This window comes from Streptomyces sp. NPDC005752, assembly GCF_040630715.1.
Taxonomy (GTDB): Bacteria; Actinomycetota; Actinomycetes; order Streptomycetales; family Streptomycetaceae; genus Streptomyces.
Map to the genome: position 1 here is coordinate 64,643 of NZ_JBEXYB010000037.1, position 15,106 is coordinate 79,748.

A 15,106-nucleotide genomic window follows, 5' to 3' on the forward strand; every position below is an offset into this window, starting at 1 on the left:
GGTATGCCGGTCCGGGGCTACCGGGCGCCGCCCAGCTTCTCCCCGATCCAGGCGAGGCCGAACTCCACGACCTCACCGGCCTCGAAGAGCAAGCTGTCGGCGGCGCCGACCCTGCCCCGGCGACCGGCGCCGGTGGCCAGCATGTCCCGGACGATCGTCTCGAACGAGTCCTGGCCGGCAGGCGTGACGGCGGAGTAGTCGAAGGCACCCGTCGAGGAGTCGATGTCACGGAAACGGCGCCAGACCTGTCGCCCGCCTTCCAGCACCGGCTGCTCGTACTCCACGAAGCGCTTGCCCGGTACGTCGGACAGGGCTTCCGCGTGGTGGAGCAGGGTGAGGGTCTCCGGGGGCGCGCCCAGCATCAGCACCCTGCCGCCCAGGGCGACGAGCCGGGCGAGCGGGCTGCCGGGGCCGTGCGGATCGTCCCACGGGTGGTCGGCCGTCAGCTCGGTGGCCGCCGCGCCCAGCGCGGCCACGCTGACGTCGGGGTGCCGACTGCGGACGGCGCCGGGCCACCGGCGCAACGCCTCCGGAAGACGGCCGTTGTCGTGGTCGGCCTCGCTCAGCACCGTGTCGTACCCGAAGGGTTCGGCCCGTACGGCGTCCTGCCAGGGGCGCGGCCAGTCGGAGAAGTCGTACGGCAGCGCGTCGTTCCAGCCGCAGGTCACCATCAAGGTCCCCCGCTCCCCCACGGCCTCGCACAGGGCGCGGATGAGGGTCGGGGGGCCTCCGACCACGTATCCGAGGGCGGACATCCGCGTATGGAACATCACGGTGTCGCCCTCGGCGAGACCCAGCGCGCGCAGGTCGCGGACGAGCCGGCTCCGGGTGACGGGGCCGTCGGCGCGGGCGAGCAAGGCGGCCTGATCCGGGCGTGGTTCGTCCATGGAGGCGACGCTACCGCTCGCGCGGCCGACGGTCAGGTGGCCGACGGTCAGGTGGCCGGCGGCGCGGTCGTGGAGCTTCCCGTACCGCGTCCGCCGCGGCGGGGCCCGGGGCACCGGCTTGCGGGACCACTCGGCGGGTGCCCCGTGCCGGAGCCGCGAACGAACGGCGACGCCGCAGGCCCGTTCCTGTTCCGCGCCGTTCACAGACAAAGCACAGACTCCGGGAACCGCATCGCGTGCTTCGGCCGTCCTCACGCCCGAACCACCGTACGGATACAGCGGGCGCCGTGCGGGAGACACCGTGTATCCAAGGAGCAGCATGACCGTCACCGGCAGCACCGGACCCTGGAACAGCCGCCCCGGCAGAACCGTTTCCCCGTCACCACGCGGCACTCGTACGGCTCTCCGGAACTGCGCGAAGGGCGTCCTCGTGCTCACCCTCGCGCTCGGGGCGACGACGGCGTGCGGGCCGTTCTCGGACAGCGGCAGCGGTTCGTCGAAGAGCCGCGGCGGTTCGTCGAGCGGCGGTGGCGGCCAGCAGGCCAAGGACTGGAAGGTCGGCGACTGCGCCGGACCTGACACGAGCGAGTCGAAGGACGGCTACCAGGCCCTCGACTGCGACGACCCGAAGGCCACGATCAAGGCGCTCGAGGTCAAGGACGGCGAGATCTTCGCCGGCGCCGTCGAGTGCCCTGCCGGGACCGACGAGATCATCTCGGTGAAGGTCTCCTTCGGCGGGAACGCGACGAGCGCCGGCATCCCCAGCAAGACCGTCTGCGGCCGTAACCTCTCGGACGACCACCCCGGCGACGCCGGCGCGGGCGGCGGCCAGCTCGTCGTGGGCGACTGCGTGGACGACCAGGCGAAGGAAGTGCCCTGCGCGAGCGGCGGGAACAAGGTCCTCGCCCTGACCAAGACCGCCAAGGAGTGCCCGGCGGACGCGGACAACCCCATCGAGCTCTTCCCGAGCCCCGGCCGTCCGTACAACGCGATCTGCACCACCAATGCCTGACGAGGCGGAGACGGGGCGGGCGGCTCCGCGCCCGCCCTCCGGGTCCGACCGGCGCGCGGTGCCGGTCGCCGGTTTCTTCGGCGCCGACGCCGCAGCCGAACCCCGTCGGCGCGCTGGAGCACACGGCCCGGATGGTGGCGCACTCCCACCGCGACGCGGAACCGGACGACGGAGTCACCCGCCGCTCCTTCCGGCTGGACGCCACCGCACCCGCGAGCCTCGTTGCGCGGGCACGGCGGCGGGGTCCTGCGGGTCCTCCTCCGGACTGAGCGCCGAAGTGTGCGCGATGCCTTGACGTGCCCCTGCCGAGATGGCTTTATGGGAGCGCTCCCACATCTCCGCCCACGCACGTACGCATCCTGGCCCCCACCTCCTGGAGTCGCAGTGAGATCAGCAACGAGTACGGCACGGAAGAGCCCCTTAACCGTCCTGATGAAGGGTCTGTCCGCCCTCCTCGGCGTCGTCCTGCTGGGCGCGCTCGCTCCGGCCGCCGCCCAGGCCCGGCCCGCGCAGGCCGAGGCCGCGGCGACCGGCCTGCACATCAGCGACGGCCGTCTGCTGGAGGGCAATGGCAACGACTTCGTCATGCGCGGCGTCAACCACGCGCACACCTGGTACCCGGGCGAGACGCAGTCGCTGGCCGAGATCAAGGCCTTCGGCGCGAACACCGTCCGTGTCGTCCTCTCCGACGGCCACCGCTGGACACGGAACGGCCCCGCCGAGGTCGCGGGCATCATCGACGACTGCAAGACCAACCGGCTGATCTGCGTGCTGGAGGTACACGACACCACCGGCTACGGAGAGGACGCGGCAGCGGGCACGCTCGACCACGCCGCCGACTACTGGATCAGCCTCAAGGACGTCCTCGCGGGCCAGGAGGACTACGTCGTCATCAACATCGGCAACGAGCCCTGGGGCAACACCGACCCCGCGGGCTGGACCGCGCCGACGACCGCCGCCGTGCAGAAGCTGCGCGGCGCGGGATTCGCCCACACGATCATGGTGGACGCGCCCAACTGGGGCCAGGACTGGCAGGGCGTCATGCGCGCCAACGCCCAGGCCGTGTACGACGCCGACACCACGGGCAACCTGATCTTCTCGATCCACATGTACAGCGTCTACAACACGGCCCAGGCGGTCACCGACTACCTGAACGCCTTCGTCGACGCCGGACTGCCCATCCTCATCGGCGAGTTCGGCGGGCCCGCCGACCAGTGGGGCGACCCGGACGAGGACACCATGATGGCCACCGCCGAACAGCTCGGCCTCGGCTACCTGGCGTGGTCCTGGAGCGGCAACACCGACCCGGTCCTCGACCTGGCCATCGACTTCGACCCGAGCCGGCTGAGCTCCTGGGGCGAGCGCATCTTCCACGGAGCGAACGGCATCGCCCAGACCTCCGAGGAGGCCACGGTCTTCGGCGGTGGCGGCAATCCGGACGACACGCAGGCCCCGACCGCCCCCGGCACCCCGACCGCCTCCGCGGTGACGGCCACCTCCGCCACCCTGTCCTGGACCGCGGCGACCGACAACGTTGCCATCGCCGGTTACGACGTCGTCCGCGTCAACGGCGGCACCGAGACGACCGTCGCCTCCTCCACCGGCAACGGCGTCACCCTGACCGCCCTCACCGCGGACACGGCGTACGTCTTCGCCGTCTACGCCCGCGACGCCGCCGGCAACCGCTCGGCCCGGTCCGCCACGGTGAACGTCACCACCGACGAGAGCGGGCCCACTCCGGGCGTCGGCTGCTCCGTCGGCTACCGGGTGGTGGGCGACTGGCCCGGCGGGTTCCAGGGCGAGATCACCATCCGCAACACCGGCACCACCGCCATCAACGGCTGGAACCTCGGCTTCGCCTTCGCCAACGGCCAGACGGTGTCCAACATGTGGGGCGGGACCCCCACGCAGAGCGGCGCCACCGTCAGCGTCGCGCCCGCCGCGTACACGGCGGCGATCGCCGCGAACGGGACGGTCACGGTCGGCTTCACCGGGACCAAGGGTGCGGCCAACACGGCCCCGACCGCCTTCACGCTCAGCGGCAACACCTGCACGACGGCCTGATCACGGCCCGTTTCGCCGGCCGGCGGGGGCGCTCTCCCCTGCCGGCCGGCGGATCCCCCTTTCCCGGTCCCCGGGGGTCCGTCATGATCCTCGAATGCGGAGCGACGGCAAGGCGGAACAGATGGCCCGGGCGGCCGAGGCAGGCGACGCGGGCGTGGTGGTCCGGCTGCTGGGTGAAGGCGTTCCGGTCGACACCCACGGAGGCGGACGCACGGCACTCGACCTGTCGGTCCGCCACGGCCACGGCGCTCTGGTCCGCCTGCTCCTGGAGGCCGGCGCCGATCCCGAGCAACAGGTCGGCGAATACGGGGAACTGACGCCCCTGACCCAGGCGGCGATGCACAGCAGGACGGAGATCGCGCGTGACCTGCTCGACGCCGGCGCACATCCGGACACCCGGTGCCGGATCGGGTTCCCGCTCCTGGCCGCCGCGACGCCCGCCCCGGGCTGCCCCGAGATCGTCGACCTCCTGCTGGACCGGGGGGCCGACATCAGTCTGCGGCTGAGGGACCTCACCACCCTGGAGTGGGCGGTGTGGTTCGGACCGGTGGACATGGTGCGTCAACTGCTCCGCCGGGGCGCGGACCCTTCAGCCAAGGCGCTGGACCTCGCGAACGAGCGGCTCCGGCGCCACCCGGACGCCCGGCAGGACTGCGAGCGCGTCATCGAGACCCTGCGCGCCGCGGGTGGCCCGGGGGGAGCCACGCGCTGAAAGGGCGGCACCACGACGCAGGCGCGAACCACGGATCCACGCCTCTTCGGCACCAGGTGCCGACTGCTCCTCCGGCCGGCAGGGGCGCCCGCCCATGCCGGCCCAATCGCTTCACCGACGCAGCCGGGCAGGTGACGAATCGCCGTCTGTCCTCAAGGCGGAGGGCCCGTCAGATCCCGGCGGCCGACTCCTTCCGGTGCCAGTCCGCCTCGGACCAGCCGTACTCCACGAACTCGTCGGGGACCTGCCCGCAGGGGGCGTAGACACTGATGAACAGAGTCGTGGTCGAGTCGTTCCACTGAACGTCGATCTGGTCGCCGCTCTCCGCATCCTCGAATCGAAAGCCCAACCTGCGGAAGGTCACCCCTGAGACGTTGTCCTCGTGCGTGCGTTTCCACCCCTGTCGCACCAGCCACCGGCGCACGCGCTGCTGCGCGTCTCGGGCGGTGTCTTCGGGAACGTCGGGCACGCTCCAATCGAGTCCGAAGCTGCGGACGTCGCTTCGCCCCTCGTCCACGTGGGCGACGCTCCTCAGCCCGCGGTGATGACAAGCGCCGCTATCGACCCGGCCCGCGCTCGCGGCGTACTTGTCGGGCAGGGCGAAACCTTCGAACACGCCGTCGGACCGATCCTTGAGCCGTTGCGCGACCGTGTCGGGGTCGGCGGAGGGATACGGCGCACCGTTCCACACGAAGTTTCCGACCGGCATGGCAGCGGCTGACAGTGCCACCACGACGAGGCATGCGACGGCATGACGGACCGACCGTTCGGAGGACCGGGCTCTGCGTATGCGGGTCTTGGACATGCGTGTGACGTTAGGTGCCGGCATTGCGCGACGCATGAGTAGCAGCCCCCATGGCAACACGGGTACGACGATCCGGACGGCCACCGTGTGCCCGCTTGAGATCCTCCAACTCGATCGCGCACAGCACCGATTACTCCCCCGGCGTGCGGCAGTCTTCATGGCCGTACACCCGTGAACGAAAGAGGAGCGAAACCGTGCGCATCGTCATCAGCGAGTTCATGAGCCTGGACGGCGTCGTGCAGGGGCCCGGCGGGCCCGAGGAGGACACCGAGGGCGGGTTCACCCAGGGCGGCTGGTCGCACCCGTTCTTCGACGAGGTGGTGGGCGGAGCCTTCGACGCGGCCCTGAAGAACGCCGATGCCCTGCTCTTCGGACGGCGTACGTGGCAGACGATGGCCGGGGCGTGGCCCGAGCGGGCGGGTGACCCCTTCGCCGACCGGATGAACTCCATCCAGAAGCACGTCGTCTCCAGCACCCTGGGGGACGACGAGCTGACCTGGTCCAACACCACCCGTATCCCGGGCGACACGGCCGTCGCCCGCATCCGGGAACTGCGCGCGGCCGGGGGCCGCGACCTGCTCGTCATGGGGAGCGCCACCCTCGCCCGGACCCTGCTGCACGAGGGCCTGGCCGACGAACTGCGGCTGATGATCATGCCGGTGATCGTCGGTGGCGGTAAGACGATCTTTCCCGGCGACGGTGCGCTGCGCCCGCTCGAACTGGTGTCGACGGTCATCAGCGGCACCGGTGTCCACGTGTGCACCTACCGTGCGGCCGACCAGGCGTAGACGTGGTGTCCGCGGGCCCGGCGGCGCCTCTGCTGAGAGGCTGCCGTCATGGCCCCTCTGCCCCGGATCGCTCCCATGCTCGCAACACCCGGCCACCTGCCTCCGGCCGCCGTCGACGAGCAGTGGGCGTACGAGGTGAAGCAGGACGGCCAGCGCGCCATGGTCTATCTGCCGGGGGACGGCTCGCTCGAGCTGCTGGCCAGGTCCGGGGCCGTCATCACCCCGGCCTACCCGGACCTGGTGGGCCTCGGGCCCGCGCTCGGCGGCGTGCCCGCGGTGCTGGACGGCGAGATCATCGCGGCGGACGAGCAGGGGCGCAGTGACTTCGAGCGGCTGCAGTCGCGGATGGGGCTCTCCGGATCGCCGGCGAAGGCCGCCCGCATGGCGGAGCGGGTACCGGCCCACCTGGTGCTGTTCGACGCCGTGTTCCTGCGCGACCGGAGCCTCGTACGGCTTCCCTACGCTGAGCGGCGGGCGGCGCTGGAGGGGCTCGGGCTGAACGGGCCGCGCTGGTCGACGCCCGCGGTGGTCGTGGGCCATGGTGAGGAGGCCCTGGCCATGACACGTGAGGCCGGGCTCGAGGGCCTGGTCGCCAAGCGGCTGACCTCGGTCTACGAGCCCGGGGTCCGGGCCCGTACGTGGATCAAGATCCGCCACGCGCACACGGCGGACGTGATCGTCGGCGGCTGGGTACCCGGACGTGGCCGGCTGGGCGGCCTGCCCGGTGCGCTGCTGGTCGGCGAACGTGCACCGGGTGGCGGCCTGCGCTATGCGGGCAGCGTGGGCACGGGGTGGAGCGACGCCGAGCGCACCAGGCTCGCCGAGCTGCTCGGCGTCGCCGGCATCGACACATGCCCCTTCGACGAAACGCCACCGGTCGCCGGTGCCCGTTGGGTACTGCCGCGACTGGTCGGCGAGGTGCGGTACTCGACCCGGACGAAGGCGGGGCGGCTGCGGCACCCCTCCTGGCACCGGCTGCGGCCCGACCTCGCTCCGGACGACGTCGGGTGACCTGGTGGAACGACGGCGGCAGAGGCGGACGGGGAATCCGGGTCAGGAGGCGGTCCGCTTCTTCGCGGCCGTCTTTCCGGACGTCTGCTTCTTGGCCGCCGTCTTCTTCCCGGTCTTGGTGGCCGCCTTCTTCGTGGCCGGGGCGGACTTCTTCCGGGCGCGGGACTTGCCGGGCGTCATCTCGTGCACGGTCGCGTCCTCGCCCCGCGTCTCCTTGGCCGCCTTCACCGAAGCGTTCAGGGCGGCCATGAGGTCCATGACCTTCCCCGGCTCCTCCTCGCCCCCGGGCGCCGCCGGAACCGTCCTGCCCTCGGACTTGGCCGCGAGCATTTCCTCCAGGGCGTCCCGGTAGCGGTCACGGAAGCCGGAGATGCCGTCCAGGGCCATGCTGTCGGTGAGCTGCACGGCGCGTTCGATCTCGTCCTCGTCCAGTTCGGTCTCCCGTGGGGCGAGTGACTCGGGGCTGCGGATCTCGTCGGGCCAGCGCATCGAGTGCAGCACGATGGCGTCCTCCCGCACCCGCAGGAGGCCCAGCCGCTCGCGGTTGTGCCACGCGAACTTCGCCACGGCGACCTTGTCGCTGCGCTCCAGCGCCTTTCGCAGCAGGGTGTACGGCTTCGCCGCGACCTGGCCGTCGACCGCGAGGTAGTAGCTGTCGCTGATCCGTACGGGATCGACGCTGTCGGCCTCGACGAACGCGACGATCTCGATGGCCTTCGCCGTCGGCAACGGCATCCGGTCGAGTTCCTCGTCCGTGACGGGCACGGTCCGGTCCTTGGCGACCTCGTAACCCTTGCCGATCTCTTCCTGCGAGAGGACCTCGCCGTCGAGCTCGCACACCTTACGGGTGCGGATCCGGCCCATGTCCTCCCGGTGGTACTGGTGGAAGGAGACCGCGTGGTCCTCGGTGGCGGACACCACCTTCACCGGGATCGTGACCAGCCCGAAGCTGATCGCTCCTGCCCACAGCGGCCTCGGCATCCGGTTCCTCCAGACCCCCCTGGTGGCTTGGCCGGGAGGCGGACCGGAGCGCCTGGAAGGGAGAACCGGCCCTGGAGGGGCCTTGGCGCGGCCGGGCCACCGCCCGTATCCCCGATCCTCGCGCCCCCGGCCCCGGACCGCATGTGGATCACCGGGGCCCGGTCACCCGCGCGGCAGGTCCATCTCGCCGACCACCTCGTCCTCGCTCATCTCGCCGGTCCTGCGGAAGCCGAGCCGCCGGTAGAACTCCTCGGGGCCGCCCTCCCCCGGCGTCCAGGTCACGGTCACCCGCTTCTGCCCGCGCCGCAGGATCTCCTCGCACACGGCGTCCACGGCGAAGCGGCCGTATCCCTTGCGCTGCTCGTCCTCGGCGACCGCCAGCCGCCAGAGACCGGAGCGAGGCCGGTCCCCGGGGTCCGCGGGGTCGAACCGTACGTCGAAGAACGCCATCACGAAGGCGACGAGCCGGTCACCGTCGTAGACCAGCCGGGGCCAGGCGGTCACGGGATCGGCGTAGGCCTCGGCCAGCGACCGTGCGACCGGGGAGACGAACCGTTCCTGCGCGGGCGCGACCGTGAGCCGGCACGCGGCGAGCACATTGTCCGGGGTCACCTCTTCCAGGCGGAGCTGCGGCGCTGTCATGGACGCACCGTACGGGCACGCCCGGACGCCGGGCCATCGAACAGTCAGCCGGCCCGGGTCACCAGGCGGCTGGGCCGGCCGCGTCGAAGAAGCCGCCGGTCGGACCGTCGGCGCCGATGAGGGCCGTGCGGACGATGACACGCTTTTCCAATCTGCTTCAAGCAAGCTATAAATGAGCAACTTCGAGCATTTCTCGCCTGGGGTTCACGCAACCCGCACCCGCGAAGGAAGCCCATGCCGCTCATATCCACCGGTGACATCACGCACGGCGCACGGACCGACTCGACCGGCGTCGGGGCCTTCAACGTCGTGCAGATCGAACACGCGCAGGCCATCGCGAGCGGGGCGGAAGCCGCCAGGCTGCCGGTGATCCTGCAGGTCAGTGAGAACACCGCCCGCTACCACCGCGGCCTCGAACCCATCGGACTCGCCTCGCTCGCCGTCGCGCGGGCGGCGCGTGTGCCGGTGGCCGTTCACCTCGACCACGCGGAGTCGGCGGACCTGGTCCGGGAGGCCGTACGCCTCGGCTTCACCTCCGTCATGTTCGACGGGTCGGCGCTCCCCTACGCCGACAACGTCGCCGCGACCCGCGAGATCACCGCGTACTGCCACAGCCACGGGGTCTGGGTGGAGGCGGAACTCGGCGAGATCGGCGGCAAGGACGGTGCACACGCCCCGGGGGTGCGCACCGATCCGGACGAGGCACGCGCGTTCGTCGAGGCCACGGCGGTCGACGCGCTCGCCGTGGCCGTCGGCAGCTCGCACGCGATGCTGACCCGCGACGCCGTCCTCGACTTCGCGCTCATCTCCCGGCTGCGTGACGCCGTGGGCGTCCCGCTCGTCCTGCACGGCTCCTCGGGCGTCGGGGACGCCGGCCTGACGGCTGCGGTCGGCGCCGGCATGACGAAGGTCAACATCTCCACGCACCTGAACAAGCTGTTCACCGGCGCCGTCCGCGCCTACCTGGACACCCACGCCGAGGCAGCCGACCCACGCGCCTACCTCGGGCCGGCCCGCGACGCGGTGTCCGCCGAGGTGGCGCGCCTGCTGGGCGTCCTGGCCGGGCCCGGGCGATAGGGTTTCCCTGCGAGCAAGGAGGGCCGGGTGGCGGCACACACACGATGGACCAGGCTGCTGGAGATACTCAGCGACCAGGGGCACCTCGACGTACTCGACGCCGCCGAGCGGCTCGGCTGTTCCGCCGCCACCGTCCGCCGCGACCTGGACGAGCTCGCCCGGCAGAACCTGCTGACCCGCACCCGGGGCGGCGCGGTGGTGAGCGCCGTCGCCTACGACCTTCCGCTCCGCTACAAGGCGGCCCGCCGGGCCGACGAGAAGCAGCGCATCGCGAAGGCCGCGGCCGAGCTGATCCCGGCGGGTTCCACCGTCGGCCTCAACGGCGGCACGACGACCTCCGAGGTGGCCAGGGAACTCGCCCTGCGGCCGGAGCCCTCGGGCGGGGGCGTGGCGCTGACCGTGGTGACCAACGCGATCAACATCGCCAACGAACTGGCGGTCCGCCCCCAGGTGAAGATCGTCGTCACCGGCGGGGTCGCCAGGCCGAACTCGTACGAACTCGTCGGCCCCCTGGTCGACTCCGTCCTGCGCACCCTCGCCCTGGACTACACGATCCTCGGCGTGGACGCCGTGCACCCGCGCTTCGGCGCGGCCACGCACGACGAGTCCGAGGCCGGTGCCAACCGGGCCCTCGCCGAGTGCGCGGGCACGGTCGTCGTGGTGGCCGACTCCTCCAAGCTCGGCCGCCGGGCCTTCGCCCAGGTCTGCGAGACCGGCGCGGTGTCGGTCCTCGTCACGGACAAGGACGCGCCCGAGGACGTCGTCGAGGAGTTCACCGCTCTGGGGATCGACGTCCTGCGGGTGTGAAGGGGCCGCCGGTCAGCGGTAGTCCTCCGGGTGGTCCTGCATCCAGGTGTTGATGCGGTCCCGGGTGCCGATCAGCTCGGTCCGGTGCTTCTCCAGGTTGGGCGTGGAGACGTCACCGTCCAGCGTCGTACGCAGGGTGCCGATCCAGGCGATGGGCTCCTTGAAGTGGGCGGGGCCCTTCTTGTCCGCCTTCATCGCCTCGTCCAGCTGGTTCAGTTCGTCCTCGACCCGGCCCAGGAAGTAGTCGCAGCTCCCGTCCCCGGGAGTGCAGTTGTCGCCCAGCGTCCCCTGGAGTCCCGCGAAGGCGTCGCGGACCGTCTCCGGCGCGTTCGGGTCCTCCTGGACGATGAGCGTGGGCGTCGGTGGCGGCGTGGGCATCAGGGTCTTGGCTTCGGCCGCGCCCTCGGCCGCCACCGCCGCGGACGGGTCCGCCTTCGGGAAGTCACCGCCGGGCCCGTCGCTGGTGGTCGCCGCGCTGCAGCCCACCAGGAACGCCCCCAGAACCACGGCCGGTATCGCCGCGCGCAGGCCGGTACGGATCATCAGGAGGCCCCCTCGTCGTTTTGGACCAGACCTTATCGCCACCGGCGGGTCAGCCCGCCACCAGAGTCTGCAGCGCGGGGGCGTACAGGTCCGCGAGGTGCTCCGGCGTCGCCTGGGAGCCGGCTCCCTCGCGGTGGAGGCTCAGGGTGGCGCCCAGGCCGATGAGCTGGCCGGCGATCAGCTCGGCGCGCAGGGCGGGTTCGCGGCCGGGGAGGCGGGCCGTCAGACGTTCGGTCACCTGCTCGTGGAAGCGGTCGCGGAGCAGGGAGCGTTCGTCGTGGTTCCCGAGCGAGAAGACGACCCGCAGCAGAGGGTCGCCCTTCTGTTCCCTGCGCCGGCGTACGAGCGTCAGCACCATGTGGCGGCCGAGGCGGTCGAGCGGGGCGTCGAAGAGCTCCTCGGCGGCCGGCCCGAAGTCGGCGACCGTGTTGAAAAGTTGCTCCTTGCGGCCGAAGTGCTTGACCACGAGGGAGGCGCTGACGCCCGCGTCGGCGGCGATGCCCCGGATCGTCACCTCCGCGTACGGGCGCTGCGTGAAGGCCCGGCGTGCGGCGAGGAGGATCGCGTCCCTGCCCGTGGCGGACGCACCGGGAGTCGCGACGGCCGCCCCTGCCTCGGGTGCCGTCGCTGCGGTGGCTCTGGCGGTCAAGCGCCCTCCTGGATCGGCATCGTCCGCGTACGGCCGCTGCTCCTGCGTCTCCCCCCGACCGTACCCGTGCCGGCGTGTTCGGAGGGGAGGCACAGCGTCACCGCGAGGGCGAGCAGCGCCGCACCCGCGGCGATGAGGAAGACCAGCTGGTAGGCGCCCAGCGTCGGAGCCGGGCGTCCGGCGGCCAGGAACGTCATGTTGGCGAGTACAGCGGCCACCGTGGCGCTGCAGAACGCCTGACCGATCGAACGCATCAGGGTGTTCAGGCCGTTGGCGGCTCCCGTCTCGCCGACGGGGACGCCGCGCATCACCAGCGCCGGGAGCGCGGAGTACGCGATCGCCGTGCCGGCCGCCACGACGGTCGCGCCCGCGATGATCGTCCAGAGGCTGTGGCTGGTGAAGTACCGCACCACGTAGCCGACGGCGATGATCCCGGAGGCGAGCGCGAGGCTGGTCCTGGGGCCGTGCCTGCCGGAGATACGGGCCGACACGGGCGAGAGCAGCACCATCGCGACGCCGCCCGGCAGCAGGCACAGCCCGCTGACGACGATGGAGGCGCCGAGCCCGTAGCCGGTGGCCGTCGGCTCCTGCACCATCTGGCCGGTGACCAGGGAGTTGGCGTAGAAGGCAAAGCCGATCAGCAGGGCCGAGATGTTGGTGAGCAGCACGGCGGGGCGTGCCGACACCCGCAGATCGACCATGGGGGTCCGCACCCGGAGTTCGTACGCCCCCCAGACCAGCGCGATCACGACCGAGGTGACGAAGAGACCGAGCGTGCGCACCGAGGTCCAGCCCCAGGCGCCGCCCTGGGTGACGGCGAGCAGCAGGCAGACCAGCGTCGCCGTGAGGCCGAACGCGCCGAGCGCGTCGAAGCGGCCGCGGGAGCGGATCGCGGACTCCGGTACGCAGCGGAGCACCAGGACGATGTCGAGGAGCCCGATCGCCGCGGAGACCCAGAACATGGTGTGCCACTCGAAGTTCTGGATGACCACGGCCGCGATCGGCAGGCCCACCGCCGCACCGATGCCCATCGAGGAGCTCATCAGCGCGACCGCGGACAGCACCCGCTCGGGCGGCAGTTCGTCGCGCAGGATGCTGATGCCGAGCGGCACGACGGCGATGGCCGCGCCCTGGAGGGCGCGGCCGGCGATCAGCACGCCGATCTGGGAACTGACGGCGCACAGGACGGAGCCCACGACGAGGACACCGAGGGAGACGATGAGGACCCGCCGCTTGCCGTACATGTCGCCGACCCGGCCGAGGACGGGGGTGAACACCGCACCGGTGAGGAGGGTGACGGTGACCAGCCAGCTGGCGGCCTCGGGGGTGGCGCCGGTGAGGTCCGGTATGTGCGGGAGCAGTGGGACGACGATCGTCTGCATGATCGCGACCACGACTCCGCAGAAGGCGAGGACGCCTGTGGCGAGGCGGGGGTGGTGCGGGGCGGCGGCCGGTGCGGGTGCGGTCATCGGGGCTCCGTACGCGGGAGAAGGTGGGGTGCACAAGCGTTCACCCCACAGAGTAAACGCTTGTACACCCCCTGCGCCCCTGGAGTCCGAATCCCATGGCGCACCCCTCCCGTGACGGCATTTGCATATACATGCGAGCGAGTGCATACTCTTCCTATGTCTAAGGTCCTCACCTCCCTGCCCTCCGGCGAGCGCGTCGGCATCGCCTTCTCCGGCGGACTCGACACCTCGGTCGCGGTCGCTTGGATGCGCGACAAGGGTGCCGTCCCGTGCACCTACACCGCCGACATCGGCCAGTACGACGAGCCCGACATCGCCTCGGTGCCCGGACGTGCCAAGGCCTACGGCGCCGAGATCGCGCGCCTCGTCGACTGCCGGGCGGCGCTGGTCGAGGAGGGCCTGGCAGCGCTCGCCTGCGGCGCGTTCCACATCCGCTCGGGCGGCCGCGCCTACTTCAACACCACGCCGCTGGGCCGCGCCGTCACCGGGACCCTGCTGGTCCGGGCGATGCTCGAGGACAACGTGCAGATCTGGGGCGACGGCTCCACGTTCAAGGGCAACGACATCGAGCGGTTCTACCGCTACGGCCTCCTGGCCAACCCCCACCTGCGCATCTACAAGCCGTGGCTCGACGCCGACTTCGTCACCGAGCTGGGCGGCCGCAAGGAGATGTCGGAGTGGCTGGTGGCCCACGGGCTGCCCTACCGCGACAGCACCGAGAAGGCGTACTCCACCGACGCCAACATCTGGGGCGCCACCCACGAGGCGAAGACCCTGGAGCACCTCGACACGGGCGTGGAGACCGTCGACCCGATCATGGGCGTCCGGTTCTGGGACCCGTCGGTCGAGATCGTCCCCGAGGACGTCACCATCGGCTTCGACCAGGGCCGCCCCGTGACGATCAACGGCAAGCCGTTCGACACCCCGGTCGACCTGGTGATGGAGGCCAACGCGATCGGCGGCCGCCACGGCCTGGGCATGTCGGACCAGATCGAGAACCGCATCATCGAGGCGAAGAGCCGCGGCATCTACGAGGCGCCGGGCCTGGCGCTCCTGCACGCCGCGTACGAGCGCCTCGTCAACGCGATCCACAACGAGGACACCCTCGCCCACTACCACAACGAGGGCCGGCGCCTCGGGCGGCTGATGTACGAGGGCCGCTGGCTGGACCCGCAGGCGCTGATGGTCCGCGAGTCGCTGCAGCGCTGGGTCGGCTCGGCCGTCACCGGCGAGGTGACACTGCGGCTGCGGCGCGGTGAGGACTACTCGATCCTGAACACCACCGGCCCCGCGTTCAGCTACCACCCGGACAAGCTGTCGATGGAGCGCACCGAGGACTCGGCGTTCGGCCCGGTGGACCGTATCGGCCAGCTCACCATGCGCAACCTCGACATCGCCGACTCGCGCGCCCGGCTGGAGCAGTTCGCCGGTCTCGGCCTCGTCGGCACGGCCCAGCCCGCCATCGGCGCCGCGCAGGCAGCGGCGACCGGCCTGATCGGTGCCATGCCGGAAGGCGGCGCCCAGGCGATCGCCTCGCGCGGCGAGGTCTCGGGCGACGACGAGCTGCTGGACCGCGCCGCGATGGAGTTCGGCACCGACTGACGGACGTCCGCACCGAGGACAGGGGTCTGCCTGGACCGGCTGATCAGCCGGGGGGCG

General features: G+C 71.6%; 15 protein-coding genes. 8 read left to right on the plus strand and 7 right to left on the minus strand.

All coding sequences use genetic code 11. The features are described from left to right. Positions 1–17: 17 nt before the first annotated feature. Positions 18–887 carry an aminoglycoside 3-N-acetyltransferase gene (gene aac(3), locus ABZ441_RS27075; RefSeq protein WP_358978793.1) on the minus strand — a complete coding sequence of 290 codons (870 nt, stop codon included), beginning with the start codon at positions 885–887 and terminating at the stop codon, positions 18–20. Positions 888–1,206: 319 nt separating this feature from the next. On the opposite strand from aac(3), the gene ABZ441_RS27080 reads away from it, so the two are divergent. The 3 genes from ABZ441_RS27080 (at position 1,207) to ABZ441_RS27090 (ending at position 4,675) form a co-directional block, all read left to right on the plus strand. Continuing rightward, the gene (locus tag ABZ441_RS27080; protein WP_358978794.1) at positions 1,207–1,899 is read left to right on the plus strand and encodes a hypothetical protein; all 693 of its coding nucleotides are present in this window, start codon (positions 1,207–1,209) and stop codon (positions 1,897–1,899) included. A gap of 384 nt (positions 1,900–2,283) precedes the next feature. Beyond that, a complete protein-coding gene (locus ABZ441_RS27085) occupies positions 2,284–3,963 on the plus strand; it encodes a cellulase family glycosylhydrolase (RefSeq protein WP_358978796.1) in 1,680 nt (559 codons plus the stop codon). A gap of 94 nt (positions 3,964–4,057) precedes the next feature. Beyond that, a complete protein-coding gene (locus tag ABZ441_RS27090; RefSeq protein ID WP_358978798.1) occupies positions 4,058–4,675 on the plus strand; it encodes an ankyrin repeat domain-containing protein in 618 nt (205 codons plus the stop codon). Positions 4,676–4,844: 169 nt separating this feature from the next. On the opposite strand, the gene ABZ441_RS27095 is transcribed toward ABZ441_RS27090, so the two are convergent. Beyond that, positions 4,845–5,480 (minus strand): hypothetical protein, encoded by a 636-nt coding sequence (locus ABZ441_RS27095; protein ID WP_358978800.1) that lies wholly within the window; start codon positions 5,478–5,480, stop codon positions 4,845–4,847. Between the two features lie 194 nt (positions 5,481–5,674). Here ABZ441_RS27095 and ABZ441_RS27100 point away from each other — a divergent pair, with 194 nt between their 5' ends. After that, positions 5,675–6,268 carry a dihydrofolate reductase family protein gene (locus ABZ441_RS27100; RefSeq protein WP_358978802.1) on the plus strand — a complete coding sequence of 198 codons (594 nt, stop codon included), beginning with the start codon at positions 5,675–5,677 and terminating at the stop codon, positions 6,266–6,268. Between the two features lie 48 nt (positions 6,269–6,316). Beyond that, a complete protein-coding gene (locus tag ABZ441_RS27105; protein ID WP_358978804.1) occupies positions 6,317–7,279 on the plus strand; it encodes an ATP-dependent DNA ligase in 963 nt (320 codons plus the stop codon). Between the two features lie 42 nt (positions 7,280–7,321). On the opposite strand, the gene ABZ441_RS27110 is transcribed toward ABZ441_RS27105, so the two are convergent. Together ABZ441_RS27110 and ABZ441_RS27115 are read right to left on the minus strand one after the other, a co-directional pair. After that, on the minus strand, positions 7,322–8,260 hold the full coding sequence (locus ABZ441_RS27110; protein ID WP_358978806.1) for a Ku protein: 939 nt from the start codon (positions 8,258–8,260) through the stop codon (positions 7,322–7,324). 162 nt (positions 8,261–8,422) lie between these two features. Continuing rightward, positions 8,423–8,902, minus strand: coding sequence for a GNAT family N-acetyltransferase (locus ABZ441_RS27115; protein WP_358978808.1), 480 nt, complete (start codon positions 8,900–8,902; stop codon positions 8,423–8,425). Positions 8,903–9,136: 234 nt separating this feature from the next. Between ABZ441_RS27115 and ABZ441_RS27120 the strand changes: the two genes are divergently transcribed. Both ABZ441_RS27120 and ABZ441_RS27125 read left to right on the plus strand, forming a co-directional pair. Further along, positions 9,137–9,979 (plus strand): class II fructose-bisphosphate aldolase, encoded by an 843-nt coding sequence (locus ABZ441_RS27120; RefSeq protein WP_358978810.1) that lies wholly within the window; start codon positions 9,137–9,139, stop codon positions 9,977–9,979. A gap of 27 nt (positions 9,980–10,006) precedes the next feature. Then, positions 10,007–10,786, plus strand: coding sequence for a DeoR/GlpR family DNA-binding transcription regulator (locus tag ABZ441_RS27125; protein WP_205020088.1), 780 nt, complete (start codon positions 10,007–10,009; stop codon positions 10,784–10,786). A 12-nt stretch (positions 10,787–10,798) separates the two neighbouring features. Here the strand turns inward: ABZ441_RS27125 and ABZ441_RS27130 are convergent, their stop codons facing one another. From ABZ441_RS27130 to ABZ441_RS27140, 3 genes are read right to left on the minus strand one after another with little or no spacing between them, the layout of a single operon-like run. Beyond that, positions 10,799–11,329: a hypothetical protein gene (locus ABZ441_RS27130; protein ID WP_358978813.1), complete on the minus strand. Its 531-nt coding sequence runs from the start codon at positions 11,327–11,329 to the stop codon at positions 10,799–10,801. Between the two features lie 49 nt (positions 11,330–11,378). After that, a complete protein-coding gene (locus ABZ441_RS27135; RefSeq protein ID WP_358978816.1) occupies positions 11,379–11,978 on the minus strand; it encodes a TetR family transcriptional regulator in 600 nt (199 codons plus the stop codon). After that, the gene (locus ABZ441_RS27140) at positions 11,975–13,447 is read right to left on the minus strand and encodes an MFS transporter (RefSeq protein ID WP_358978818.1); all 1,473 of its coding nucleotides are present in this window, start codon (positions 13,445–13,447) and stop codon (positions 11,975–11,977) included. The genes ABZ441_RS27135 and ABZ441_RS27140 overlap by 4 nt, the downstream gene beginning before the upstream one ends. Positions 13,448–13,603: 156 nt before the next feature. Here ABZ441_RS27140 and argG point away from each other — a divergent pair, with 156 nt between their 5' ends. Then, entirely contained in the window at positions 13,604–15,049 is a 1,446-nt protein-coding gene (gene argG / locus ABZ441_RS27145) for an argininosuccinate synthase (protein WP_358978820.1), read from the plus strand. The last annotated feature ends 57 nt before the right edge of the window (positions 15,050–15,106 follow it).

Excerpts from the sequence above, each read along its gene's own strand:
- ABZ441_RS27115 (WP_358978808.1), bottom strand. The coding sequence starts at position 8,902 with ATGACAGCGCCGCAGCTCCGCCTGGAAGAGGTGACCCCGGACAATGTG.
- ABZ441_RS27120 (WP_358978810.1), top strand. The coding sequence starts at position 9,137 with ATGCCGCTCATATCCACCGGTGACATCACGCACGGCGCACGGACCGAC.
- ABZ441_RS27080 (WP_358978794.1), top strand. The coding sequence starts at position 1,207 with ATGACCGTCACCGGCAGCACCGGACCCTGGAACAGCCGCCCCGGCAGA.
- ABZ441_RS27130 (WP_358978813.1), bottom strand. The coding sequence starts at position 11,329 with ATGATCCGTACCGGCCTGCGCGCGGCGATACCGGCCGTGGTTCTGGGG.
- ABZ441_RS27110 (WP_358978806.1), bottom strand. The coding sequence starts at position 8,260 with ATGCCGAGGCCGCTGTGGGCAGGAGCGATCAGCTTCGGGCTGGTCACG.
- argG (WP_358978820.1), top strand. The coding sequence starts at position 13,604 with ATGTCTAAGGTCCTCACCTCCCTGCCCTCCGGCGAGCGCGTCGGCATC.
- ABZ441_RS27095 (WP_358978800.1), bottom strand. The coding sequence starts at position 5,480 with ATGTCCAAGACCCGCATACGCAGAGCCCGGTCCTCCGAACGGTCGGTC.
- ABZ441_RS27140 (WP_358978818.1), bottom strand. The coding sequence starts at position 13,447 with ATGACCGCACCCGCACCGGCCGCCGCCCCGCACCACCCCCGCCTCGCC.
- ABZ441_RS27105 (WP_358978804.1), top strand. The coding sequence starts at position 6,317 with ATGGCCCCTCTGCCCCGGATCGCTCCCATGCTCGCAACACCCGGCCAC.
- ABZ441_RS27090 (WP_358978798.1), top strand. The coding sequence starts at position 4,058 with ATGCGGAGCGACGGCAAGGCGGAACAGATGGCCCGGGCGGCCGAGGCA.